The organism is Sphingobium sp. TomTYG65, from assembly GCF_055395525.1.
This window is the reverse complement of sequence record NZ_AP027330.1, coordinates 1261256-1285314: the sequence shown is the minus strand read 5'-3', so window position 1 is coordinate 1285314 and position 24059 is coordinate 1261256. Positions and strand designations below refer to the sequence as shown.

The following is a 24059-nucleotide window of genomic DNA, read 5'->3' as shown; positions in this document are numbered from 1 at the left end:
CGTAGAAAATTGAACATAGGGTGCGCCGCCCTGGTTAACGCGGCGGTAGGCAAAATATTGCCGGTGTTGCGCCCGAAAATTGCCGGCAGTTCAGGCGTCGATCGCCTCTTCATCCACAGTCGCGGCATTTTCCTGAATGAAAGCAAAGCGATGCGCCGGATTAGTGCCCATCAGCCGCTCGACCAATTCGCGCACCTGTTGCCTGTCCTCGACATCGTCGGGCAAGGTGATGCGGATGAGGCCGCGCGTCTTGGGGTCCATGGTGGTTTCCCGTAACTGCATCGGGTTCATTTCGCCCAAGCCCTTGAAGCGGCTGATATCGACCTTCTTTCCCTTGAACTCCGTACGCAACAGCTCTTCGCGATGGGCATCATCCTTGGCGTAGAGGCTCTTGCCTCCGGCGGTCAGACGGTAGAGCGGCGGTTGGGCGAGATAGAGATGCCCGCGCCGCACCAGTTCCGGCATTTCCTGGAAGAAGAAAGTCATGAGCAGGGTCGCGATATGCGCTCCGTCCACGTCCGCGTCGGTCATGATCACGATGCGCTCGTAACGGAGATTGTCGGGATTGCAGTCCTTGCGCGTGCCGCAGCCGAGCGCCAGGATCATGTCCGCGATTTCCTGATTAGCCAGGATCTTTGCGTTATTGGCTGAGGCCACGTTCAGAATTTTACCACGCAGGGGCAGAATCGCTTGTGTCTTGCGGTCACGCGCCTGCTTGGCTGAGCCGCCGGCCGAATCGCCTTCGACCAGGAAGATCTCCGTACCTTCGGGATCGTCGGTGGAGCAGTCGGTCAGCTTGCCCGGAAGGCGGAGCTTGCGTGCGCTGGTCGCGGTCTTGCGCTTGACCTCTTTTTCCGCCTTGCGCTTGAGGCGTTCGTCCATGCGATCGATCACATAGGCGAGTAGCGCTTTGCCCCGCTCCATATGGTCCGACAAGAAGTGATCGAAATGGTCTCGCACCGCATTCTCGACCAGCCTCGCAGCTTCCGGGCTAGTCAGGCGATCCTTGGTCTGGCTCTGAAACTGCGGGTCGCGGATGAAGACCGACAGCATGATCTCTGACGAGGTCACGATGTCATCGGCAGTTATGTCCTTCGCCTTCTTGTTGCCTATCAGCTCGGCAAAAGCGCGGATGCCCTTCACCAGCGCGGCCCGCAGGCCGTTTTCATGTGTGCCGCCGTCAGGGGTCGGGATTGTGTTGCAATACCAGCTGTAGCTGCCGTCGGACCATAGCGGCCAGGCGATCGCCCATTCGACGCGGCCAGCTGTATCAGGAAAATCCTGGCTGCCGGAAAAGAAGGCGCTGGTCGCGCATTCCCGGTTACCCACCTGTTCCTTCAGGTGATCGGCCAAACCGCCGGGAAACTGGAAGACTGCTTCGGCCGGTGTGTCGTCGCTGATGAGTTCGGGGGCGCATTTCCAACGGATTTCGACGCCTGCGAACAAATAGGCTTTTGATCGGGCGAGGCGGTAAAGCCGAGCTGGCTTGAACTTTTGCTCGCCGAAAATCTCATGATCGGGGATGAAGCTGACCGATGTGCCGCGCCGGTTGGGAGCGGCTCCAACGTTCTCAAGCCCGCTGGTGGGTAGCCCTTGCGCGAAGCTCTGGCGAAACAGCTCCTTATTGATAGCGACTTCGACGACAGTGACGACCGATAATGCGTTCACCACGCTGATACCTACGCCATGGAGGCCGCCCGAGGTTGCGTAAGCCTTGTCAGTGAACTTGCCGCCGGAATGGAGCGTGGTGAGGATGACTTCCAGAGCCGACTTGCCGGGAAATTTGGGATGCAGTCCAACGGGGATGCCCCGGCCATTGTCGGTGATGGTCAGCTTGTTGCCGGGCTCCAGCGTGACCTCAATCCGGGTCGCGTGGCCTGCGACCGCTTCGTCCATGCTGTTGTCGAGCACTTCGCTGGCAAGGTGATGCAGCGCGCGTTCGTCCGTGCCGCCGATATACATGCCGGGACGGCGGCGCACCGGCTCCAGTCCTTCGAGAACTTCGATGGAGGATGCGTCGTAACCGGAAGAGGAAAGCGGCTGGCTCGCGAACAGATCGGACATGCGCACCAGCTATAAGGGGGTACGCCGTCTGTGCAAGCGGGAGGAGCGAAGAAGGGGCGGAGCTTAAAAATCCTCCCCATCGCCGTGCGACAGGGAGGATTGATGGTTTAGCGCACTCGTGGGCCGCCGAAGGGCAGCGGCGGCGGCGGGCGGCGTGTCCCGCGAGGCAGCTGGGCCTGATAGGCGCGGCCGCAATGTTCCACGCAATAGGGGAAGCCGGGGTTCACCGCTTCGCCACAGAAATGGAAGTCTGGTTCACCAGGATGACCCATCGGCCATTTGCAGATCCGTTCCGTCAGGTCGAGCAGTGTCGTCTTGCCCGCAATTTCAGGGCTGGGCTTCGCAGGCACCAGGCGGCGCGGCGGGGCGGGCGGGATAGGCGCCTGCTGGTCGCCGGGACCCTGGCGCAGAAAGCCGCCCGGGCCGACCGAGATGATGCGCGGCTGCGGCGCTGGGGGCGGAGCTTCGGATGCAGGAGTGGCGAAAGACGGCGCAGGAGAGGCGGCCGGAGGCGCGGCGCGAACCGGGGCCGGCGCGCTATGTTGCACAGGCGTGGGCTTGGGTGCCTCGGCTTCAGGCAACGGCGCGGCCTTGCGCACTGGAGCCGCCTTTTTCGGCGCCTCGTTCGCTTTCACGGGCGATGGGCGCGACTGAAGGCCAAGGCGGTGCGCCTTGCCGATCACTGCGTTGCGGCTGACCCCGCCCAACTCATCGGCGATCTGGCTGGCGGTCAGGCCCTTTTCCCACATTGCCTTGAGCTGGTCGATACGCTCGTCGGTCCAGGACAATGAATGACTCCTCGAATTCTAAAATTTCCCGCCCTATATGGGGCGCGCCCGCGCAGGTTCAAACCCGTGCACAACGCCCTTGCGGCACATCAGACCAGCCGATAGTCGATCGAAGCATGAACGACCAGTCCCAATTTGCAGCTTCCTCCCCAACCAGCCCCCCCTTTCACGAGCCGGGTGAGATGGTTATCCGTAACGTGAACTGGGCGGGCACGCGTGCGCTGTACCGCAAGGAAGTCCGCCGCTTCATGAAGGTGCAGCTCCAGACCATCTGGGCTCCTGCCGTCACTACACTCATGTTCCTGGTTATCTTCTCGATCGCGCTCGGGGGAGCGAACCGGCAAGTGCTAGGCGTCCCATTCGCCGACTTCATCGCGCCGGGCCTGATGATCATGGGCATGATGAACAACGCCTTTGCGAACAGCAGCTTTTCGCTTCTGGCGGGCAAGATGCAGGGGACGTTGATCGACTATCTCATGCCCCCCTTGTCCAACAGCGAACTGCTGCTGGCGCTTGTCGGGGCTGCCGTGACCCGCGCTTTCTGCGTAGGGCTGGCGCTTTGGGCCGCGATGGCGCTGTGGCCCGGCGTGCATGTGACGCCTGCGCATCCTTGGGCGATTGCCTGGTTCGGGCTGATGGGTGCTGCTTTGACGGCCTTCATCGGCGTGCTGACGTCAATATGGGCGGAAAAGTTCGATCATGCCGCTGCGATCACCAATTTCGTGATTGGCCCCATGACTCTCTTGTCGGGGACCTTTTATTCGATCGACAGGCTTGCGCCGGTGTTCCGTGCGATCAGCCATATCAATCCGTTTTTCTATGCGATTTCGGGGTTCCGCTATGGGTTCGTGGCGGCGGCGGATGGGGATGTAGTGGTAGGCAGTCTTGTGCTGCTGGGACTGAACATGGCGCTGGGTGCGCTATGTTATGTGCTGCTGAAGCGGGGTTGGAAGCTGAAGGCGTGATCGGCGCGTTTTTCGGGCGCCGCCGCCTAAAGCAGGATGAGGCTGATGCGAGCTCAGGAATTTGGCCGGTCAGGTTAGCCCGGCCATCACCGGCACAACCTGTGTGATAAAGAATAGCAGTCCCGCCGCGATCGCCCAATGTCGCAAGCGGGGAAAGGCGGGACCAGCCCGCCCTTCCTGAGAGTCGATCATGTGATACCCTTGCCGCCTACGCGCGTGAGGGCGAAGCCTGCCGCTTCCGCTTCGCTGCGGGGATAGATGTTGCGCAGGTCGATCAGCAGCGGCCTGTTCATGGAGGCTGCCAAGCGCTTAAGATCCAACGCCCTGAAAATGTCCCATTCGGTAACGAGCACCAGTGCGTCTGCCTCCTTTGCGGCTTCATATGCGTCTTTCACCATCGTGACGCTGGGCATCATCGGTTTGGCGACTTCCATGCCTTCAGGATCATAGGCGATGATCCGCGCACCTGCGTCCTCCAGAGCCTGCACGATGGCGAGGCTGGGCGCATCGCGCATATCGTCGGTGTTGGGCTTGAAGGTGAGGCCCAGCAGGGCGACAGTCTTACCCCGCGCTTCGCCGCCCAAAGCCTTGACGATCTTGCGGCCCATGGCGCGCTTGCGCAGATCGTTCACTTGCACGACCGTTTCGACAATGCGGATCGGCGTGTCATAATCTTGGCCCGTCTTGACCAGCGCCAACGTGTCCTTCGGGAAGCAGGAGCCGCCATAGCCGGGTCCGGCATGCAGGAACTTGCTGCCGATGCGGTTATCGAGGCCGATGCCGCGCGACACGTCCTGCACCTCCGCGCCGACGGCTTCGCACAGGTCCGCCATCTCGTTGATGAAGGTGATCTTGGTCGCCAGGAACGCGTTGGCGGCATATTTGATGAGTTCAGCAGTCCGCCGCCCCGTGAACATCACGGGGGCCTGGTTGAGGTTCAGCGGACGGTAAATCTGCGCCATGACAGCGATCGCCCGATCGTCGCCGGTGGTGCCTACCACAACGCGATCAGGCCGCTTGAAATCGCTGATCGCCGCGCCTTCACGGAGGAATTCGGGGTTGGAGACAACCTGGATATCCAGATCTGAGCGGACTTCGCGGACGATGCGCTCGACTTCATCGCCGGTCCCTACCGGGACGGTGGATTTGGTGACGATGACGGTCGGTCCATCCACCGTTTCGGCGATCTCGCGTGCGGCGGCATAGACATAGCTCAGGTCTGCATGGCCATCGCCGCGCCGTGATGGCGTGCCTACTGCGATGAAGATTGCGTCAGCGCCCTTCACGCCAGCGGCGAGATCCGTGGTGAAGGTCAGGCGGCCTGCCGCAGCGTTGTTCGCGACGAGCTGGTCGAGGCCCGGCTCAAAGATCGGCATGCGGCCGGACTCGATTGCGTCAATCTTCCGGGCGTCCTTGTCCACGCAGCAAACGTCGTGGCCGAAATCGGCGAAGCAGGCGCCCGAAACCAGGCCGACATATCCCGTGCCGATCATCGTGATCTTCATAAAACTACCCGCAGCCTCGCTGGAAAAATGAAAGGTTGACGCGGCCCTAGCATAGGTCATTGCGCCTGCGAAAGCGCGCGTCGGAATTACCCCCATGTTCAGGGGATGGTTACGATTTGCTGGCAGGGGGTAGCCTTAAAGGCTCGCATCAGGGGGCAAAGATGAAAGTTGCGGTGGTATTCGGGACTCGTCCCGAAGCGATCAAGCTGTTTCCGGTTATTCATGCGTTACGCGCGCGAGAGAATGTGGATGTGCGCGTCATCGTCACGGCGCAGCATCGAGGATTGCTGGACCAAGTGCTGGAAATTGCGGGTATCAAGCCGGACATCGACTTGAACGCGATGATCCCCAATCAGACTCTCGATGGACTTACCGCGAAGCTGATCGTGGAACTGGGCACTGCATTCGATGCGGAGAAGCCCGATCGCGTGTTGGTGCATGGGGATACGCTGACGACGATGGTCGCAAGCCTTGCCGCCTATTACCGCCAAATCCCTGTGGCCCATGTCGAAGCAGGTTTGCGGAGCGGGGATATCTACCACCCCTGGCCCGAAGAGGTGAACCGCCGCGTCGTCGCCTGCATAGCGGACATGAATTTTGCGCCGACTGATGCGGCCGCAGCGGCGCTCTTCAGCGAAAACCGCGATGCTAAGGGCATTCATGTGACCGGCAACACGGTCATAGATGCGCTGCTGGCTACGCGGGAGCGGATCAGTGCGACGCCCTCGCTAGCCCAGGGACTGGATGATCTGGCGGCGCGATTTGGGGGCAAGCGGATCGTTGCCGTCACCAGCCATAGACGCGAAAATTTCGGTGGTGGTATGGAAGCGATCGCCCGTTCCATAGCGGACATAGCCTCTCGCCCTGATGTGGCGGTGATCTTTCCAATCCATCCCAACCCCAATGTGCGGCCTGTTATGGAGGCGGTATTAGGCGGGCTGCCAAATGTGGCGATGATCGAGCCGCTTGATTATCCTCATTTCGTGCGGCTGCTGGACATGTGCCATCTGGTCCTCACCGATAGTGGCGGGGTTCAGGAGGAAGCGCCCTCGCTCGGAAAGCCCGTGTTGGTGATGCGTGAGACAACCGAGCGGCCGGAAGGCGTCGCTGCTGGAACGGCGAAGCTTGTCGGCACGGATCAGGCGCGGATCGTGCGAGAGGTGCTGACGCTGTTGGACGACGAGGCCGGCTATACAGCAATGGCGCGGGCGCATAACCCCTTTGGCGATGGTCGTGCGGCGCAGCGGATCGCGGCAGTCATAGCGGCTGAAGGGACGGCGGCAGAGGGGCTGGACGAGGCAGCCTGACTCGCCCGATTGCCGCTGTTACGCGAGCAGTATCTGCGGCTTAATCCGGGCTCCAGTGATAGGACTGCTGTTCGCCGTTACCGAAATCTTCAGCATTTCCTTGCAGAAACCGATGGTAAATCATCGGCTTCCAGGATTTTCGCATGCCCATCGACAAGCAGCAGAAGGTTTCCGTCATTGGGCTCGGCTATATCGGCTTGCCGACAGCGGCTTTGATCGCACGGGGCGGCGCGCAGGTTGTCGGCGTGGACGTCAGTGCTCATGTAGTGGAGACCGTAAATTCCGGACGCGTCCATATTGAGGAAGTCGATCTGGATGGCTTGGTGCAGGGTGTCGTGGCCCGTGGGAATCTGCGCGCCAGCCTGGCAGTCGAGCCCAGTGACGTCTTCATTATCGCGGTTCCAACGCCGGTTTCAGAGGATCGTGCACCCGACATTTCCCATGTGCTGAAAGCCGCAGGCACCGTCGCAGATGTGTTGAAGCCGGGCGATACGGTGATCCTAGAATCGACATCTCCGGTAGGTACCACCGAAGCGATGCGCGACCTGTTCGCGCAGCTTCGCCCGGACCTCAAGATGCCGGGGCAGGGCGGCGCGGGAGACGTCGCCATCGCCTATTGTCCGGAGCGCGTTCTGCCCGGACGCATCCTGGTTGAACTGATCGACAATGATCGCTGCATTGGCGGCGTCACCCCTCGTTGCGCGCGGCGCGCGCTTGCCTTCTACCGTCAGTTTGTCAGGGGTGCGTGCATCACCACCAGCGCCAAGGCAGCGGAGATGGTGAAGCTGGTGGAAAACAGCTTCCGCGACGTCAACATCGCTTTCGCCAACGAGCTTTCCGTTATCGCGGAAGGCATGGATATCGATGTTTGGGAGGTTATCCGCCTCGCCAACCGTCACCCCCGTGTCAACATCCTCTCGCCCGGCCCAGGCGTCGGGGGGCATTGTATCGCCGTCGATCCGTGGTTCATCGTCCATGGCGATCCAGAAAACAGCCGCCTTATCCGGACCGCGCGCGAGGTGAATGACGCCAAGACAGACCATGTCGTGGCCAAGGCATCCGACATGATCGACGAATTTCCGGGCGAGGAGGTTGCTTGCCTGGGCCTTGCCTTCAAGGCGAATATCGACGATTTCCGGGAAAGCCCGGCAGTGAAGGTCGCCGCTCGGCTCGCGCGTCGCTATGGTCGGCGGGTCAAGCTGGTCGAGCCCTATGCGCATGATCTGCCGATGGAATTTGCAGGGACCGGCGCGGAGTTGATGGATCTCGATACGGCTCTGGAACAATGCGGCGTTTTCGTCATTCTAGTGGATCATGACATGTTCACATCAGTCCCGGTGGACGAGCGCCTCGGCAAGGCTGTCTATGATACACGCGGGGTCTGGCCCGACCAGCCTCGCCGCTTGGCGCACGATCAGCCGGGGCGTATTGCGGTCTGATAGAGCGGGCGGCCTTTCAAAGCGCCTAGCCCGTGGTTGCCATGACCTTTCTGCACCGTTAACCCCGCGCAAGGTGTCCGCCGTTTGGCGGATCGCCTGAAAAGCGTGGGGAATTTTGAACGGACATGGATCGGCCGAGCGACAGGATGAACCGGGCTCTGGCCACAATGATGGCCTGTGTTTTGCTCGCTGCCTGTTCTACTGCCGCCACCGCGCCGAAGGGTGATGCGGCCTATGCGGCGATCCCGCCGGCGCAGGCGCTGGGAACAGATTACCGGATTTCCGCCGACGACGTTCTGCGCGTTCAGGTCTATCATGAGCCTAGCCTCTCGCTTGAAGATGCGCAGGTCAGCGCGGTAGGCATGGTGCGGATGCCATTGATAGGTGACGTGCCTGTCGCGGGCCTATCGGCAGGCGAAGCTTCCGACGTCATCGCGGGCAGACTTGGTGAACGCTATCTGGTTTCGCCACAGGTCACGATCTTCATTAAAAAGGCGGTCGGCCGGCGCATCACCGTGGATGGTGAAGTGCGCCAGCCGGGCGTCTTTCCGTTCGATGGCCGCCTCAGCCTGCTCCAGGCAGTTGCGCTGGCGAAGGGCCCCACCCGGCTCGCCAGCCTCAAGCAGATCATGGTCGTCCGGCAATCGGATGGGGAGAGGAAGGCGGCGCTGTTCGATCTTTCGGCCATTCGGAAAGGGGAGGCGCCCGATCCGGAAATCGTGCCAGGCGATACCATCGTCGTCGGTATGTCGCGCGCGAAGGCTATTCTAGGTGGAAGCCTTTTGGCGCTGCCTGCGATAGGCGCGGGCTTTGTTGCTCTCGACGGAGGGCGATGATGGTAGGGCGTAGCATCCGCATCGATAGCGATTCCCCGTCAAGCGGGACCGAAGGGCGAACATCGCGAATTGTGACCATGGCGCGTGCAGGCTCGACCGCTGTGTGGCGGCACCGCATCATTCTGTTCGTCACCATGGCGCTGTGCGTGCTGGCGGGGATCATCTTCATTCTTCTTTCCACGCCGGACTATCGTGCGACCGCCTCGGTCGAGGTGGAGGATGTTCCCGCCGGAGCAGCGGGAGCTGGGGCGACCCAGCGGCAATTGACGGCGGCGGATAATGAATCGCTGATGCAGACAGAGTTCGAGGTGCTCCGCAGCCGCGCCTTGGCCGAAGACGTGGCGCGGGAACTGGCGCTGGTCGGCAGCCGCACCTTCTTCGACGGCATGGATGAACGGCGACCCGAGCGTGGATCGGCCTCGTTAAGTCAGAGGCAGGTGGAAACGGAAGCGGTCGTCCGGCTGCTGCGCGACAATCTTGACGTCGAATTGCCGGGCAAGAGCCGCGTCATCCGTATCAGCTTCACAAGTGCCGACCCGGCGCTGTCTGCCCGCGTGGCGAACAGCTATGCCGACAGCCTTATTAGGGCGGATCTGAAGCGAGGATTTGAGTCGGGAGTGCAAGCCCGACGGTTCCTGCTGGGCGAACTGGACGGTGCGCGCCGCGATCTGGAGCATGCTGAGCGTGATTTAGCCGCTTATGCGACGCAGACGGGCGCATCGCCTGATACCGCGCAGGCTGCAAGAGGTAATGGCTCGGCGGGTGCGGAAGGGGCTACCACGACGCGACTGGCGCAGCTGAATGCGTTTCGTGCCCAGGCGATGGCTGATAGGATTGCCGCTCAAAAGCGCTGGGAAAGTGCGCGCTTGTCCAGCGTGGAAACGCTGCCTGAAGTGTTGAACAATGGCGGTATGCAACAGCTGATGGCGCAGCGGGCGCAGGCGCGAGCTGAGGTCGTCGAAGAACGGCAGTTCCGTAAGGATGCGCACCCGGAAATGCGTGAGGCGCGAGCCCGGCTTGCCGCCTTGGACGATCAGGCCGAAGCGATGGCGAACACCATCCGCGCATCGCTTCGCGAGCAGTATGAAGTTGCCGTTCATGGCGAAAAGCAGATCGAAGCCGAGATAGCCGCAGTAGAAAGGCAGGCGCAAACCGAGAGGGGCCGAGGGGTGCAAATGAGCATCCTTGAGCGTTCGGTCGATACCTATCGCCTGCTGCACGATAGCCTGCTGCAGCGCTATCGCGACATGGCTTCGCAGGCTGGCTTTCAGGCCGGACGGATACAGCCGCTGGACCGTGCAGCCGTTCCCACGCGGCCCTCTTCACCACGCATCGGCGTGACCATGCTGCTGGCATCACTCGGCGGGTTGGCGTTGGGCCTGCTGATGGTGGCAGGTCGGCATGTGTTCGATGATGCGGTGACGTCGGCTGACACGCTGGCAGAGCGGGCTAATCTGCCTCTGCTCGGCACGGTGCCGGTGACGGACAAGCCTGCGGCGGAGACGTTCGTGCCGATTGCTTCCTCGCTGTTGCTCGCTTCGTCCGAAGGGCTGCCCGGTTCCATCCTGGTGACGAGCGCGCAGGAAGGGGAGGGGAAATCCTCGACGGTGCACGCCTTGGCGCTCGCCTTGGCGAAGCTCGACCGGCGAGTGCTGGTGATCGATGCCGACATGCGCCGCCCGAGACAGCAGGGATTGTTTAACGTCACCCCTGAACGAGGCGTCAGTGAAGTAATGACGGGGCAAGCGAAGGCGGAAGACGTCATCGTCGAAACTTCTACTCCTGGCGTTTCGCTGCTCCCCAGCGGCGCCATTCCGCCCAATCCGGCGGAATTGCTATCGACGCCCGCTCTGGATGTCCTGCTTGCGAGCGTGCAGGGGCGCTATGACACCGTGCTAATCGATGCGCCGCCTATTTTGGGCGTTCCAGATACATCTTTGCTCGCCGCCAAGGCGCAGGCGGCTGTGCTCGTGGTTGAATGGGGTCGCAATCATCATGGCGGTCTTCGCGTGGCCGTTGACCGGCTGCGCCGGGCTGGCGGCGCGATTATCGGCGCTGTCCTGACAAAGCAGCAGGGCCGTGCATTCGAATATGACTACCGCAGGGGTGGGTAGCAGAGTTTAGATGTTCCCCGATTGCTGAGTGTCTGACGGTGCGAATGCCGAGAGACCGGTGTTTCCTCTGACCGATGATGATCTTCGGCTGAGATGCTGCCTGGAGATAGCGCCTCCTTCTTAACCTAGGCAACTCGGCATGGCGAAACGCCCCCACGCCCGGCTAGCCCCTCGAGTACCTAGCTAATTAGTCCTGGGTGATGAAAATCGCTGCCGCTAGCCTATTGGCGCAGCCTCTCAATCGCCTGCGCGAGAGCAACGTAAAGCTTGCCCATATCGGACGAGAGGACTGCCACGCCTAGGGCGTTGCCGTCGCGGGCCGACAGGATGATCCGCAGCATCGATTCAAAGTCGTGGATGTAGCGGTTCACATGCTCCTGGAACTCAGGATCATTGTCATAATGAAGCGCAATTTCGCGAGATTCGCCTGCATCCAGCAGTTTGACCGCCCGCCGGGTGAAAACTCCACGGTCGCCCTTCAGATAGGATGCCCAAGCGGAGTCCGTGACATCATTGGACAGTATCTTGGTGACGTCGATGGCGGTGCTGTTAAGCGATTCGATCAGCAGCGCCGAGCGGCGTGCGAAATGATCGCGATCGCGATCTTCTGCGGCGCGTTCGGCTTCTTCGATCCGCGACTGCACGGTGGCGCTGGTGTCGGCGATCGTCAGCAACTGGCGTGTAAGGCGATCGGATGCTTGATGTGCAGCCCGAACGGCTTCTTCGGCAACTTCGGCGAGCTTCTGGATCTGCGCCGTTACCTTGTCATCGACAGCCTGCTGAAGCGCCTGTTCGCTGGCTTCGGCGAGCGATTGGGCGGCATCCGGAATTGCGCGGCCAAGTGCTTGGCGTGCGCGCTCCGCGGCTTGGTCAGCGGTATCCTTGACGCGGAGCAGGGCTGTGACGAGCAGGGGCCCAGCGCCTTCGGTGATCCGCGTTGCGTCCTGATGTGCGTTGTCCAATGCCGTCCGCAGCTTCTCAACCAATTCGCGATTGGCTTCCACGCCGCTCTGCGTACTTTCCAGCCATTCCGTCAGGCGCCGCCCCTGGCCACGTAGAAGCTCTTCGGCTTCCTGAGTACGGCCGACCAACGCTTCGGAAATGGCTTCCAACCGCTCCATCTCCGGCGCGGCGCTGTCCAGCAACGCCCGGCTGGTCGAAATGCGCGTGTCGAAACGCTGAAGCGCGGCTGGGAAGGTCTCGTCCAGTTCGCGGACGCTCGAATCCAACGCGACGAGCAGAGTTTCGGCGCAGCTGATAAGCTTTTCCGCCGTGACCCCGCCCGCTGCCAAGGCGTCGTCTATCCGCTGGGTCTCAGAGGTAAGGCGCGACAGTGCATCGGTAAGGCGCTCGTTACGGGACAGAGCGCTTTCTTCCATGGCCGCGAAGCGCGATTGGGCAACCTCGATCGCTTCGCCAAGTGTTGTGTGCAGCCCCGATACAAGGGTCCGCTGTCCTTCAATCAGCTCGTTAATCTGGTGCAGGCGGCTTTCGACCTCGTTCATGTGGTCCGAAATGGCCGTGACCGTTTCGTCCCCGATGCTTTCGATATTGCCGCGTGAACGGGCAACGAGCGCGTCGAGCGCCTCTGCCTGCCGCGCGAGACCTTCCTCGGTCAGCGCTACACCATCACGCGCCCGGGCGAATGCAGACTCGGTCCGCTCCCGAAGTTGCGCATCGATTTCGTCTGCATCCCGCGAAAGGGCTGCCAACGCGCTCTGGCTGGTTGCTGCGATCCCGACCTGGGCCGTCTCGACCAAGGTGCGGAGCGATTCTGCCTGAGTGGTGAGATCCCGGTCTGCTGCTGCCATGCTTTGTTGAGCATGGGCGACCGTGGCTTCCAGACGCTGACGCACGTCGCCCTCGACGCGGTTCAGGTCCTGCGTCAGCAGTTCGATCGTAGCTTCGGCGCTGTTAGTGATACCTGCACGCGCCCGCTCCAGCAGATTGGCCAGAGTGCCAGCCTGGCGGTCAAGTTCGGCTGCTCCATCCTGCATCGCCTGGCGAGCGCTTTGCGCGGTTGCCTCGATCCGGCCGGACGCGATGTCGGCCATGCCGTTCACTTCCTCGGTCGCCGAGCGTGTGGCCTCCTGCAACTGCGTTAACTGGCTCGACAGGCTTTTGGTTGCCGAAAGCGTGCGAGCGCGCGCATCATCGGACAGTTCGCCCAAGGCGTGAAGTCGGGCCTCCAGCGTGTCGATCCGTTCAGCCAACGCGTGGCCGTTGTCGATAATCCGCGCAGCCATGCGAGCAGCACGATCCTCAAGCTCCGGCATGGTTGCGATAAGCGCGTCCATGCGTGCGACGAGGGCGGTTCCGGCACGCTCGGCGGCCTCCGCTTTCTCAGTCGTGCTATGCGCGCGGCTGGCAATCAGCTCGGCCGACGCCTCCATATTGCTGCTGGCTGCGGCACCATAGCTGTCGAGCAGCTCCGCCTGATCCTGCATCGCCTGTCGTGCGCTTTCGAGTTGCCGGTTGATTCGGCCGAGGCGCAGTTCGAGCAGTTCTGCCTCGGTGCGCAAGGCGCGCGCAGTGTCCAGATAGCGGCGCGATTCAGCGCGGCTGTTGCGGGCGAGCAGCAGATAGCAGACACCCAGCAAGACAATTGGGACAAGCAGTGTTGCAACGAGGCCGGGCCAGGCAGCAGGTCCACCACGCCACTGGCCGGCGCTGACCGTCGCCCAGCCGGCAAAACCAAGCCATGACAGCGCCGCGATGGCGAACAGCCCCTGCGTCTGTCGCGCGGCGCGCTCGCCATGCTCGGCGGCCTCGCTTTCGGCATCAAGATCCTGGACGGCCTGCTTCAACAGCAAGGTATCGTCCTCCTGCGACTCATCTGTAGTCGCAATGCTTTTGTCTCGCCAGAATTCGACGATGGTGCTGCCCCCGGTCATGACCCCATCCTATCATCTTTTCAGCGCAACAAAATGCCTTGTTACCAAAACTTAACGCAAGCCAGATAGCGTTGGCCCCATGTCCTATGATCCTGGCGCCCTGAATGCCGCTCTTGCCGCCGCCGTCGGCGAAGATATTGCGCTGATCGCGGACCTTCGCGTCGCGTTCATGGAAAGCGCTGAACGCCAGTTGGACCTGTTGCGCAATGCGCAGGCCGACGCCAGCTGGGAGCTGGCGTCCTGGCGGTTGAAGGGGCTGGCGGCAAGTTTTGGCCTGACTCACCTGATGGCCCTGGCTGACGAGGCGGCTGACTGTGTACGAGGCGATCCTCGAATTCTCCGTCAATTGCGGATGGCTATCGACAGGCTTCAACAGGGCTGACGCGCAGCACGCTTGCGCGATGGCGGTAGCCTTGCGAAAAGGCTGGGCTCAACAAGAACGGGTCGGTTCCATCGCAGCATGACTTTTGCGGCCATTCTCAGCGCCAGCCGGGCGTCCGGCGATTCCTCGGCGGCATTGCGCGCCAGCTTGCATTTTGCAGGGCAGACGCTGGTCGAGTATCAGGCGCGTCAGGCCGCCCGGGCGGGTGCGGACCGCATCATGATCCTGGTAAGCGTGATCACGCCCGCATTATCGCAAGCTGTCGATCGGCTAAGCGCTGACGGTATTGCCGTGGCGCTCGTTCGTGACATGGTTTCCATGGTGCGAGACGCGCCACGCGATAGCGATGTGCTGTTGGTAGCAGACGGCATCATCGTTGCGCAGACGCATTTCGACGCGATCGCCGAACGGGAAGGAAATGCGCTGCTGGTGACAGATGACAGCCGCGCCAGTGCCCCGCTGGAACGGATTGACGCTGGCCAGCGATGGGCCGGGCTAGCGCGGATCAGCCCGGACCTGCTGTTTGGCACGCTCGACATGATTGGAGATTGGGACCTTTCGCTGACGCTGGTGCGCGCTGCTGTCCAGAGTGGGGCGCGTCGTGTCACCGTGCCACAAGATGATCTGCTAACGGGTCGCGTCGCGCTGATCGATAGCCAGGCGCAGGCAGATTTGGTGGCTCAGGCAGTGATGTCCGCCGGATCGACCACGAAGCGGACGCGCGGGGCTGCAGAACATTATCTTCTATGTCCGGCTGCCCGGCTGCTGAGCCCCGCCCTGATGCGCACGCAGGTTCCGGCGGCGCAGGTGCGGATTTCGGCCATGGCCCTGGGCGCGATCTCGCTGGTTCCCATAGAGCTACTCTGGCCTGCCACCGGCTTCCTGATTTTGCTGTTGGCACTGGGTCTGGCGGAGATAGCCGACCGTCTGGACGAACTTGCCCTGCGGTCGCCGCCGACGGGATGGACCGCGTTCGTCGTACCCTTTTTTGCTGTGGGAGGCATATCTTTGGCTGGCGAGAGTGTGCTGGCGACCTGCCTTGCATTGCTGCTGGCCATCATTCAGCTCGCCGACCGCTGGCGGAAAACAGGATCGGCAAGGCATTGGATGATCTTCACGCCCGCGAGTGCGGTCTTCCTGCTGCTGCTGACGGCGCTGTTCGGGGCGACCATGTTCGGCTTCACTTTGGCGATGCTCGCCGCCATCGCGTCGGTCGGCACCATCATTTTGCTCAAACGTGCCTGAAATATTTTCGCTCTTAGGGTTTAGTGCATTTTAAGGACGTGCGGCTATGTTGGCCCGCATGAGCGCCTTTTCGTTCCTTACTGGACCGGCGGCGGCGGACAATTGGCCGGCGGCTCCCGTCCTGGCCGGCATGTCCGCCGTACCCGTCGGCCATGCCATTGATCTAGCGTTTTTCTTTCCCAACGAGGGGCGTGAGCGTCACGATGCCCTGATGGCGGAGACACGCAGGCATCTTGGGGCATGCGTCACCGGAATAGAGCGATCCTTACGATTCGCACTGGAGCAGCAGCCCGAGGTTACCGCCTTGCTGGGGCAACGGATGGGCGCCATCTGCTGGCCCACCATCTGCGCTCAGCCGACGCTGTTGGGTCCCGCTCTACTCGCCCATATGCAGATGCGGGCCGGCGTGACGCTGTTGCTTCGGCAGCTTGGTCAACCTGATGACCGACTGGACGAGGCGGAGGCGGAAATCATTCTTCCGACCAACGATGCTGCAGTAACAGAGGCGCTCGCGGTGCTGGCGGCGGCAGAGGGCCGCTGGGTGGCTGCGGGCGCAGAGGACGAACCGATGCAGCCGGATCTTCCGGCAGAGCATTTCGCCGATCTCATGTGGACGGCTGCTGCATGCTTGATGGCAGTGGTGCAGCGCTCGGCCTCGACCGATGCTGACGCTATCCTGCCGGCTTTTGAGAAAGCTGGTTGGGCGGTTCTGGCCGAACATGATGAAACGCGCGGCCCGATTGCGGCCGCCGATCGACTGGTGCGGCGGCTTGGCGAGCGTGCTGATGCGCCAGAACTGCTGGGGGCCGCGCTGGGGCAAAGGCGTTTCCTGCTGTTCGCGGCGCTCACGGCACGGCGGTTGCGCATGGACTGCGCTCATGTCGCTGACATTTTAGTGATGGGACCGGTCGCGCAACTCGCGGCACTGTGCCGTTCCCTGGGGGGATCGGATGCGGACTATCGGCACCTGCTGCTGGCGCTGCGCCCGGTGCGGCCGTCGCTCACCGACGCAGCAATCCTGCTTGAGGCCGAGCGCTATCAGGCGTTGACAGAGGCGCAGGCAGACGGTTTGGTAAACGCACTGCGCGCTCCCCGTGCGCTTCGCGCCAAGCTCGATCACCTGCGGCAGGTCACCATCTGATGAATATGCCGGCGCATCCGACGATCATTCGCGCAACGGTGGCCGCAAACGGGCTGCTGTTGAGCGCAGATGCGCCTTTGCTGGACCTGCAGCGGGAGGCAGGCTCCGACGTGGGGGCGGTGCTGGCTGTTCCGCAACTCGCTGCGATAGCGCGGTTGGCATCGCGGCTGGGCGTTACCGTTTCGCGGCCGGTTACCGCCGCTACCGAGCGGGGCGACGTCGAAATGTGGGTACGTGCGCGGCCCGAAGCGGACGGCGTGCAACTATCCGTCATTGAATGGAATGAGCGTCCGGCAGCGGTAGCTCCGGCAGATGGCATGAGGCGGGATGCGGATATCGCCGCAGTTGCGGAAGGCTGGAACTGGCAGATCGACACGCAGCTGCGATTCCAGATGGTCCTGGAAGGGGCAGGCCCAGAGAGCATTTTGCCCGAAGTCCCGCCCGTCTCTGGCAGCCGCTTCACCAGCTACTTCGAACTTCGTCCTGACGAAGAGGGGGACTTGGCGATATTGCGCGGCTTTGCCCAACGCCGCGCCTTCCGTGATCAGATCGCTACGCTGACGGCAGCGCCGGAGCAATGCTATCGCTTGTCGGGCTTTCCGATGTTCGATCTTGCCGGGCAGTTGCTGGGCTATCGGGGTAAGGCCTTTCCCCTGGATCGTGCGATTCTGGCGCCGCACGTGCCGGCCGCTCCCGCCGTCGTCATCTATCCGGCTGAATTTGGACGGCGGCTCGATCGCTCGCTGCGTCAGCCTTTGGGCCGCATTATCGCCAACGCGGATTCGATAAACGCTCAACTAGATGGACCGCTGCGCCCCGATTATGCGGGATATGCGTCTGATATTGCGGCAGCGGGACGACACCTGATGGCGCTGATCGATGATCTGGCCGATTTGCAGGCGATTGACCGGCTGGACTTCACCGTCGCCACAGAAGATGTGGACCTGGCCGACATAGGGCGGCGCGCAGCAGGTCTCTTTGTGGTGAAGGCGATGGATCGCAATATCCGCATCCATGCGCCACCGGCTGAATTGTCGACGACTGCGACTGGTGAATTCAGGCGCGCGCTTCAGATCCTGATGAACTTAGTCGGCAACGCTGTTCGCTACGGGCCTGAGGACAGCGAAGTGCGTATCGAGACGGGCAGGGAAGATGGAACTGCCTGGATTGCAGTGATGGATCAAGGCGCGGGTGTGCCTGCAGATAGCCGAGAACGCGTCTTCCATAAGTTCGAGCGTTTGGGCCGCAGCGACCCGGGCGGAAGCGGCCTTGGCCTCTATATCTCTCGGCGGCTGGCACTGGCCATGGGCGGGGACATCCGAGTGGATGACGCGCCTGGTGGGGGTGCGCGGTTCACGCTGTCGCTTCCTACTGGGAACTAGCTCAAGAAAAAAACGGCGCCTGATGAGGCGCCGTTTTCCTTTTTATCGCCTATCGCTGTGGATCAGCGCTTGTCGACCGGTACATAGTTGCGCTGTGCCGGGCCGGTGTAGAGCTGACGCGGACGGCCGATCTTCTGCGCTGGATCAGAGATCATTTCATTCCACTGAGCCACCCAGCCGACAGTGCGGGCAAGGGCGAAGAGCACGGTGAACATCTCGGTCGGGAAGCCGATCGCGGAGAGGATCACACCCGAATAGAAATCGACATTCGGGTAGAGCTTCTTTTCAATGAAGTAAGGATCGTTGAGGGCGATCTGCTCCAACTCCTTGGCGACGTCGAAGATCGGGTCGTTCACGCCCAGTTTTTCGAGAACGTCCTTCGCGGTCTTCTGCATCACGGTCGCGCGCGGATCGTAATTTTTATAAACGCGATGGCCAAAGCCCATCAGGCGGAACGGATCGTCCTTGTTCTTGGCGCGAGCGATATATTCCGGAATGCGATCGACGGTGCCGATTTCACGCAGCATGTTGAGCGCAGCTTCGTTGGCGCCCCCATGCGCCGGACCCCAGAGGCAGGCGATGCCGGCTGCGATGCAGGCGAAGGGATTGGCGCCTGACGAACCGGCAAGGCGCACGGTGGAAGTCGAGGCGTTCTGCTCATGGTCAGCGTGAAGCGTGAAGATCTTGTCCATCGCGTCCACAACGACCGGATCAATCACATATTCTTCCGCCGGAACGGAGAAGGTCATGTTCAGGAAGTTGGCGGTGTAGCTGAGGTCATTACGCGGATAGACGAAGGGCTGCCCCACCGAATATTTATAGGCCATTGCCGCGATCGTCGGCATCTTGGCGATCAACCGATGGCTGGCGATTTTCCGCTGTTCCGGATCGTTGATGTCCGTGGAGTCGTGATAGAAAGCCGACAGAGCGCCGACCACGCCGCACATGATCGCCATCGGATGCGCGTCACGGCGGAAGCCGCGATAGAAGGTGGTCAGCTGCTCGTGCACCATGGTGTGGCGCGTGATCGTATTGCTGAAATCCTCCAGCTCCTTCTTCGACGGCAGTTCACCGTTGAGGAGGAGGTAGCTGACTTCCATGAAGCTCGACTGCTCGGCGAGCTGATCGATGGGGTAGCCGCGATGCAACAGGATGCCTGCGTCGCCATCAATATAAGTCAGGCCCGAATCGCAGCTCGCCGTGGAGGTGAAGCCGGGATCGTAGGTGAACATGCCGGTGTTGGCGTAGAGCTTACGGACGTCGATGACCTTGGGGCCGACAGAGCCGCTCAGGATGGCATAATCCTTGGTATCGCCGTCGACCGTCAAAGTCGCTTTATTGTCCGACATCTCGTTCTCCTTAATTGCCATCAGCCGGCGACACCTGTCTGGCGTCGGCAAGCCGCTCCAAGCTTCTGTCTTTTCCAAGAAGGAAAAGAACATCAAAAATCCCCGGCGAAACCGTGCGACCGGTCAGCGCCGCGCGCAGCGGCTGGGCCACCTTGCCCAACCCCAGACCGGCTTCCTCTGCCACGCGGCGGATCGCTTCCTCGATCGCTTCGATCGTCCAGGATTGGACGGAATCAAGAGCGTCGGCTGTCTTGGCCAGCAGCTCGCGTGCCGAGTCGTCTAGCAGAGCAAGTGCCTTCTCGTCAAAATCCAGCGGGCAACTTTTGAACAGAAACTCTGCGCCTTCCGCAATTTCATTAAGGGTCTTCGCTCGCGGTTTCAGCGATGGAATGGCCTTCGTCAGCAGCGCTTCGGAGCCCTCCCCGCCTGTCATGCCCAAACGCTTTTCAATGCGCGGAAACACCAGTGCGGCGAGACGGGCGTCATCCGCCTCACGCAGATAATAGGCGTTCAGATTTTCCAGCTTCTTTATGTCGAAGCGGGAAGGCGAACGGCCCACCCCGGAGATATCGAACAGTTCGATCGCGCGATCTCGAGAGATAGTCTCTTCATCGCCATGGCCCCAGCCAAGGCGGAGCAGATAATTGAGTACGGCTTCCGGCAGCATGCCCATTTCATCACGATAGGCATCTACGCCAAGGGCGCCATGGCGCTTGGACAGCTTTGCGCCATCTGATCCGTGAATGAGCGGGATATGAGCGTAAACCGGCTCTTCCCAGCCCATGGCTGTGATGATGCCAAGCTGTCGGAAGGCGTTGTTGAGATGGTCGTCGCCGCGGATCACATGAGTGACGCCCATGTCATGGTCATCGACCACCACGGCAAGCATATAGGTTGGCGTGCCGTCGGAACGGAGCAGGATCATGTCGTCCAGCTCTGCGTTTTGAACAACGACGCGGCCTTGCACCGCATCTTCGATAACCGTTTCGCCCTCCTTGGGCGCCTTCAGCCGGATCACGAAAGGGGTGCCTGCAGGTGCTTCAGAAGGATCGCGGTCGCGCCACCGGCCGTCGTAGCGCATCGGCTGCTTGGCGGCCCGCTGCTGCTCGCGCAATTCGGCAAGCTCTTCCGGCGTAGCATAGCAGCGATAGGCGTGGCCGCCCGCAAGCAACTGATTGGCGACCTCGGCATGGCGAACCGAGCGTTCGAATTGGAAAACTGCAGGCTCATCGCCGGCAAGGCCGAGCCATTCGAGCCCATCGAAGATCGCTGCCACAGCTTCTTCGGTCGAGCGCGCGCGATCTGTATCTTCGATCCGCAACAAGAACTTGCCGCCGTGATGCCGGGCGAATAACCAGTTGAACAAAGCGGTGCGCGCGCCGCCGATGTGAAGGAAGCCCGTCGGCGATGGCGCAAAGCGGGTCACGACTTGCTTGTTCAAACCCGTTGCATTCACCGTTTTATTCCCCGACATCCGCCTTGCTCATCCATGAACGCGACGCCCCCTAGCATGGCTTTTAAGCCACGACAAACCTCCGTTGGCCGGAATATCGGGCAGGCGGGGCAACGCTTATTTGTGGGGCTGGAGCAATGGCTCGAAGAGGAGCGCGAGCAACTGGGCCTGTGGGTTCCGGTGGCGCTGGGAATTGGCATCACTGCTTGGTTATCTCTCCCTAACCGTCTGGAATGGCTTGCTTTCTGTTGCGGTGCGATTGCGCTGGCGAGCGTTGGATGCCTTATGCCCTCGGGCGCGCGGTTGCGGCAGATGGTGGTGCTGGGGAGCCTGCTCGCCTGTGTGGGCTGTCTGCTTATCTGGGGAAAAGCGGCCATATTCGGCACAGCTCCGCTGCCCCGGCCCATCTTCCTGGAGCTGACGGGCGAAGTCATATCCGCCGATGCAGTGCCCGCTCAGCAGATGAGTCGCGTAGCAATCCGGCCGGTCGATCCGTCTGCTCTGCCTCCATTGATCCGTGTGAATGTAGCGGCAGCGGACGTAACTGCTGGGTTCGGGCGCCGCGCGGTCATCCGGTTTCGAGCGCGGCTGATGCCGCCTGCCCCCGCCAGTCTGCCAGGCGGCTATGATTTTGCCCGACGCGCCTATTTCCAAGGAATCGGAGCTACAGGGCGCGCGCTGAAACCTATCACCGTCTTACGGCGGTCGGACGAAGCACCGCCGCTGCGCAACCGCTTATTCGCACATATTTTGCAAAAAGCGGACGGCGACGGGGCAGGTATCGCCGCAGCGCTTGCGACCGGAGATCAGGGCGCCATTGCCGAGAAGGATGCCGAGGCGATGCGGCGCAGCGGCCTTGCTCATTTGCTGTCTATCAGCGGGCTGCATGTGACTGCCCTGATCGGGGGAGTCGTTTTCCTGCTGATGCGGATTATGGCGTTGAGCCGGCGAGCTGCGCTCGACTGGCCATTGATGCTGGTCGCTGCGGGTGGCGGAGCGCTGGCAGGTATCGGATACACGCTGCTGACGGGCGCGGAAGTGCCGACGGTTCGTTCCTGCATCGCAGCGCTGTTGGTGTTGGGGGGACTTGCCCTCGGCCGTGAAGCGATCACGCTGCGGCTGATCGCTGCCGGGGCGCTGCTGGTGCTGTTGCTCTGGCCGGAGGCGCTGGCCGGACCAAGTTTTCAGATGAGCTTCGCTGCCGTGATTGCAATCGTCGCCTTGGGCGAGTACCCCAGCTTTCGCGCCTTTGCAGCTGCGCGGGATGAGCGAACAGTCACGCGTCTCGGGCGCTCCCTGGCCGTCTTGCTCCTGACCGGCTTTGCGGTGGAACTAGTGTTGGCGCCGATCGCGCTTTTTCACTTCCACAAGGCGGGGATGATGGGCGCATTTGCCAATCTGATAGCGATTCCGCTTACCACTTTTGTCGTCATGCCGCTGGAAGCGCTGGCATTAGTGCTGGACCTCATCGGGTTGGGAGCGCCTGCATGGTGGCTGACGGCGAGGGCTCTCGACCTGCTGCTGTGGATTGCGCACAGCGTGGCAGCGAGTCCCTGGGCAGTGATGACTGCCCCTGTGGTGCCGAACTTCATATTCGGCATGATGGTGCTGGGTGGCCTCTGCTGTCTCTTATGGCGAAGCGGCTGGCGATGGATTGGGATGGCGCCGGTCGTCGTTGGGCTGGTCGTTATAGCCAGAACTTCGCCGCCCGACATATTGGTGACGGCTGACGGTCGTCATGTCGCTGTGCGGACCGGAAGCGGCGGCATGGCAATTTTGCGGGAACGAGCCGGCGATTATGTACGCGATATGATGGCGGAAAGCGCGGGCTATGAAGGGCCTCTAGCGGCTCTCGCCGACTTACCGGACGCGAATTGTTCCAGGGATCTGTGCGTGGTTGCTCTGACGGGCGGTGGCCGCGTGTGGCGGCTGCTTCTGACGCGAACAGGGGATTTGGTGGAAAGAGAGAGACTCGAGAACGACTGCGCCCACGCGGACATTGTCATCGCGGATCGTCGCCTTCCCCCTTGGTGCCGGCCGCGCTGGTTGAAGGCTGACCGGCGGCTGTTGATGCAGACAGGCGGGCTGGCCATCAACCTGGACGATGGGGAAGTGCGAACCGGGAAAGTCCCCGGCGACGCACATCCCTGGATTACTCAACCCTAGAGACGACCGGCATCCCGCCCATCAGATCAATTGTAGCGGCGCAAGAGGCCCGCCAACTTTCCCTGGATGCGCACTTGCTGTGTGTCATAGATTTGCGGTTCATAGGCGCTGTTGGCTGGGTCGAGCCGCACCTTAGGGCCTTGGCGATGGAAATATTTCAACGTTGCTTCGCTGTCCTCGATCAAGGCAACAACGATCTGCCCCTCGCGCGCAACCTCCGTCCGCTGTATCAGGGCGAAATCGCCATCAAGGATGCCAGCCTCGATCATGGAGTCACCGGAGACTTCCAATGCATAATGATCGCCCGCACCAAGGAGTGCGGCCGGAACAGAGAGCATATTTTGCCCTTCCAGCGCCTCTATAGGAACGCCCGCGGCGATCCGGCCATGAAGGGGTATTTCGATCACATCATTCGCAGCAATCGGCGGTTTGGACGCCAGCTGCGGCTTTGGCTGGACCACGGCCTTAGGCGCGCGATGCATTGCCTCTGGAAGTTTGAGTACCTCAAGTGCTCGAGCCCGGTTGGGCAGGCGCCTGATAAAGCCGCGTTCTTCCAGGGCATTGATCAAACGGTGGATACCGGATTTGGACCGCAGGTCGAGTGCTTCCTTCATCTCCTCAAACGAAGGCGATACACCGCCTTCCTCTAGCCTGTTGTGAATGAAGCTGAGCAATTCCTGTTGCTTGGGCGTCAGCATGCCTGCTTGTCCTCCATAGAACGGATGGAGAACGCATAGGAAACGGAACAAGGCAAGTCAAGCAACTTACGCAAGCCGTAACGAAAGGAACGGACAGGCGATCCAGCCGTTATCTGGCCGCCTTCCTAAAAGAGGGTGAATAGGAGAGTAAGATGGCGAATCAGAACAACCAGGACAGCAATCAGCGCCGCCAGCAGGGTGGTGACCGTTCAAGCCAAGGCGGCCGTCAGCAGCAGCAGGAGAACCGCCAAGGCCAAATGGGCGAAGGCAAGAAGGACAAGAGCGATCACGGCAAGCAACAGCGCTGAACAGCGCCCGGTTTGTCCAGGGG

At 61.6% G+C, this 24059-nt stretch carries 19 protein-coding genes; 11 read left to right on the top strand and 8 right to left on the bottom strand.

The genetic code is table 11. The features are described from left to right. Positions 1–90: 90 nt before the first annotated feature. Positions 91–2064 (bottom strand): DNA topoisomerase IV subunit B, encoded by a 1974-nt coding sequence (gene parE / locus ACZ5Y5_RS06410; RefSeq protein ID WP_464810337.1) that lies wholly within the window; start codon positions 2062–2064, stop codon positions 91–93. Between the two features lie 107 nt (positions 2065–2171). After that, positions 2172–2852, bottom strand: coding sequence for a GcrA family cell cycle regulator (locus ACZ5Y5_RS06405; RefSeq protein WP_464810336.1), 681 nt, complete (start codon positions 2850–2852; stop codon positions 2172–2174). 116 nt (positions 2853–2968) lie between these two features. Between ACZ5Y5_RS06405 and ACZ5Y5_RS06400 the strand changes: the two genes are divergently transcribed. Then, positions 2969–3817, top strand: a complete 849-nt coding sequence (locus tag ACZ5Y5_RS06400; RefSeq protein WP_464810335.1) for an ABC transporter permease — start codon at positions 2969–2971, stop codon at positions 3815–3817. A gap of 69 nt (positions 3818–3886) precedes the next feature. Here the strand turns inward: ACZ5Y5_RS06400 and ACZ5Y5_RS06395 are convergent, their stop codons facing one another. After that, positions 3887–4009: a hypothetical protein gene (locus tag ACZ5Y5_RS06395; protein ID WP_464810334.1), complete on the bottom strand. Its 123-nt coding sequence runs from the start codon at positions 4007–4009 to the stop codon at positions 3887–3889. Further along, positions 4006–5322 carry a UDP-glucose dehydrogenase family protein gene (locus ACZ5Y5_RS06390; protein WP_464810333.1) on the bottom strand — a complete coding sequence of 439 codons (1317 nt, stop codon included), beginning with the start codon at positions 5320–5322 and terminating at the stop codon, positions 4006–4008. The genes ACZ5Y5_RS06395 and ACZ5Y5_RS06390 overlap by 4 nt, the downstream gene beginning before the upstream one ends. 161 nt (positions 5323–5483) lie before the next feature. Between ACZ5Y5_RS06390 and wecB the strand changes: the two genes are divergently transcribed. The 4 genes from wecB to ACZ5Y5_RS06370 all read left to right on the top strand — a co-directional run bounded on the left by wecB (position 5484) and on the right by ACZ5Y5_RS06370 (position 11018). After that, positions 5484–6629 (top strand): non-hydrolyzing UDP-N-acetylglucosamine 2-epimerase, encoded by a 1146-nt coding sequence (gene wecB / locus ACZ5Y5_RS06385; RefSeq protein ID WP_464810332.1) that lies wholly within the window; start codon positions 5484–5486, stop codon positions 6627–6629. Between the two features lie 143 nt (positions 6630–6772). Beyond that, positions 6773–8068 (top strand): UDP-N-acetyl-D-mannosamine dehydrogenase, encoded by a 1296-nt coding sequence (wecC, locus tag ACZ5Y5_RS06380; RefSeq protein ID WP_464810331.1) that lies wholly within the window; start codon positions 6773–6775, stop codon positions 8066–8068. A 125-nt stretch (positions 8069–8193) separates the two neighbouring features. Continuing rightward, positions 8194–8904, top strand: coding sequence for a polysaccharide biosynthesis/export family protein (locus ACZ5Y5_RS06375; RefSeq protein WP_464810330.1), 711 nt, complete (start codon positions 8194–8196; stop codon positions 8902–8904). Next, positions 8904–11018, top strand: coding sequence for a GumC family protein (locus ACZ5Y5_RS06370; RefSeq protein WP_464810329.1), 2115 nt, complete (start codon positions 8904–8906; stop codon positions 11016–11018). The genes ACZ5Y5_RS06375 and ACZ5Y5_RS06370 overlap by 1 nt, the downstream gene beginning before the upstream one ends. A gap of 221 nt (positions 11019–11239) precedes the next feature. On the opposite strand, the gene ACZ5Y5_RS06365 is transcribed toward ACZ5Y5_RS06370, so the two are convergent. Then, the gene (locus tag ACZ5Y5_RS06365; RefSeq protein ID WP_464810328.1) at positions 11240–13912 is read right to left on the bottom strand and encodes a hypothetical protein; all 2673 of its coding nucleotides are present in this window, start codon (positions 13910–13912) and stop codon (positions 11240–11242) included. A gap of 79 nt (positions 13913–13991) precedes the next feature. Here ACZ5Y5_RS06365 and ACZ5Y5_RS06360 point away from each other — a divergent pair, with 79 nt between their 5' ends. The 4 genes from ACZ5Y5_RS06360 (at position 13992) to ACZ5Y5_RS06345 (ending at position 18062) form a co-directional block, all read left to right on the top strand. Beyond that, a complete protein-coding gene (locus tag ACZ5Y5_RS06360) occupies positions 13992–14294 on the top strand; it encodes an Hpt domain-containing protein (RefSeq protein ID WP_464810327.1) in 303 nt (100 codons plus the stop codon). Positions 14295–14372: 78 nt separating this feature from the next. Next, the gene (locus ACZ5Y5_RS06355) at positions 14373–15539 is read left to right on the top strand and encodes a hypothetical protein (protein WP_464810326.1); all 1167 of its coding nucleotides are present in this window, start codon (positions 14373–14375) and stop codon (positions 15537–15539) included. A 46-nt stretch (positions 15540–15585) separates the two neighbouring features. Further along, positions 15586–16680 carry a DUF2336 domain-containing protein gene (locus ACZ5Y5_RS06350; protein WP_464810325.1) on the top strand — a complete coding sequence of 365 codons (1095 nt, stop codon included), beginning with the start codon at positions 15586–15588 and terminating at the stop codon, positions 16678–16680. Further along, positions 16680–18062 (top strand): sensor histidine kinase, encoded by a 1383-nt coding sequence (locus ACZ5Y5_RS06345; protein WP_464810324.1) that lies wholly within the window; start codon positions 16680–16682, stop codon positions 18060–18062. Before ACZ5Y5_RS06350 ends, ACZ5Y5_RS06345 begins: the two co-directional genes overlap by 1 nt. 62 nt (positions 18063–18124) lie before the next feature. Here the strand turns inward: ACZ5Y5_RS06345 and ACZ5Y5_RS06340 are convergent, their stop codons facing one another. Beyond that, complete coding sequence (locus ACZ5Y5_RS06340) at positions 18125–19411, bottom strand: citrate synthase (RefSeq protein ID WP_464810485.1); 1287 nt, start codon at positions 19409–19411, stop codon at positions 18125–18127. Positions 19412–19421: 10 nt separating this feature from the next. Then, complete coding sequence (gene gltX / locus ACZ5Y5_RS06335) at positions 19422–20885, bottom strand: glutamate--tRNA ligase (protein ID WP_464810323.1); 1464 nt, start codon at positions 20883–20885, stop codon at positions 19422–19424. Positions 20886–20921: 36 nt separating this feature from the next. On the opposite strand from gltX, the gene ACZ5Y5_RS06330 reads away from it, so the two are divergent. Next, positions 20922–23030: a ComEC/Rec2 family competence protein gene (locus ACZ5Y5_RS06330; protein ID WP_464810322.1), complete on the top strand. Its 2109-nt coding sequence runs from the start codon at positions 20922–20924 to the stop codon at positions 23028–23030. A 26-nt stretch (positions 23031–23056) separates the two neighbouring features. Here ACZ5Y5_RS06330 and lexA read toward each other — a convergent pair whose 3' ends face one another. Further along, entirely contained in the window at positions 23057–23728 is a 672-nt protein-coding gene (gene lexA / locus ACZ5Y5_RS06325; RefSeq protein WP_464810321.1) for a transcriptional repressor LexA, read from the bottom strand. 152 nt (positions 23729–23880) lie between these two features. Here lexA and ACZ5Y5_RS06320 point away from each other — a divergent pair, with 152 nt between their 5' ends. Continuing rightward, positions 23881–24036: a hypothetical protein gene (locus ACZ5Y5_RS06320; protein ID WP_464810320.1), complete on the top strand. Its 156-nt coding sequence runs from the start codon at positions 23881–23883 to the stop codon at positions 24034–24036. Positions 24037–24059 lie beyond the last annotated feature (23 nt).

What these genes read in the sequence shown, in the direction of transcription:
- parE (WP_464810337.1), bottom strand. Translation starts at nt 2,064, where the DNA reads ATGTCCGATCTGTTCGCGAGCCAGCCGCTTTCCTCTTCCGGTTACGAC.
- ACZ5Y5_RS06400 (WP_464810335.1), top strand. Translation starts at nt 2,969, where the DNA reads ATGAACGACCAGTCCCAATTTGCAGCTTCCTCCCCAACCAGCCCCCCC.
- ACZ5Y5_RS06395 (WP_464810334.1), bottom strand. Translation starts at nt 4,009, where the DNA reads ATGATCGACTCTCAGGAAGGGCGGGCTGGTCCCGCCTTTCCCCGCTTG.
- ACZ5Y5_RS06390 (WP_464810333.1), bottom strand. Translation starts at nt 5,322, where the DNA reads ATGAAGATCACGATGATCGGCACGGGATATGTCGGCCTGGTTTCGGGC.
- wecB (WP_464810332.1), top strand. Translation starts at nt 5,484, where the DNA reads ATGAAAGTTGCGGTGGTATTCGGGACTCGTCCCGAAGCGATCAAGCTG.
- wecC (WP_464810331.1), top strand. Translation starts at nt 6,773, where the DNA reads ATGCCCATCGACAAGCAGCAGAAGGTTTCCGTCATTGGGCTCGGCTAT.
- ACZ5Y5_RS06375 (WP_464810330.1), top strand. Translation starts at nt 8,194, where the DNA reads ATGGATCGGCCGAGCGACAGGATGAACCGGGCTCTGGCCACAATGATG.
- ACZ5Y5_RS06370 (WP_464810329.1), top strand. Translation starts at nt 8,904, where the DNA reads ATGGTAGGGCGTAGCATCCGCATCGATAGCGATTCCCCGTCAAGCGGG.
- ACZ5Y5_RS06365 (WP_464810328.1), bottom strand. Translation starts at nt 13,912, where the DNA reads ATGACCGGGGGCAGCACCATCGTCGAATTCTGGCGAGACAAAAGCATT.
- ACZ5Y5_RS06360 (WP_464810327.1), top strand. Translation starts at nt 13,992, where the DNA reads ATGTCCTATGATCCTGGCGCCCTGAATGCCGCTCTTGCCGCCGCCGTC.
- ACZ5Y5_RS06355 (WP_464810326.1), top strand. Translation starts at nt 14,373, where the DNA reads ATGACTTTTGCGGCCATTCTCAGCGCCAGCCGGGCGTCCGGCGATTCC.
- ACZ5Y5_RS06350 (WP_464810325.1), top strand. Translation starts at nt 15,586, where the DNA reads ATGTTGGCCCGCATGAGCGCCTTTTCGTTCCTTACTGGACCGGCGGCG.
- ACZ5Y5_RS06345 (WP_464810324.1), top strand. Translation starts at nt 16,680, where the DNA reads ATGAATATGCCGGCGCATCCGACGATCATTCGCGCAACGGTGGCCGCA.
- ACZ5Y5_RS06340 (WP_464810485.1), bottom strand. Translation starts at nt 19,411, where the DNA reads ATGTCGGACAATAAAGCGACTTTGACGGTCGACGGCGATACCAAGGAT.
- gltX (WP_464810323.1), bottom strand. Translation starts at nt 20,885, where the DNA reads ATGTCGGGGAATAAAACGGTGAATGCAACGGGTTTGAACAAGCAAGTC.
- ACZ5Y5_RS06330 (WP_464810322.1), top strand. Translation starts at nt 20,922, where the DNA reads ATGGCTTTTAAGCCACGACAAACCTCCGTTGGCCGGAATATCGGGCAG.
- lexA (WP_464810321.1), bottom strand. Translation starts at nt 23,728, where the DNA reads ATGCTGACGCCCAAGCAACAGGAATTGCTCAGCTTCATTCACAACAGG.
- ACZ5Y5_RS06320 (WP_464810320.1), top strand. Translation starts at nt 23,881, where the DNA reads ATGGCGAATCAGAACAACCAGGACAGCAATCAGCGCCGCCAGCAGGGT.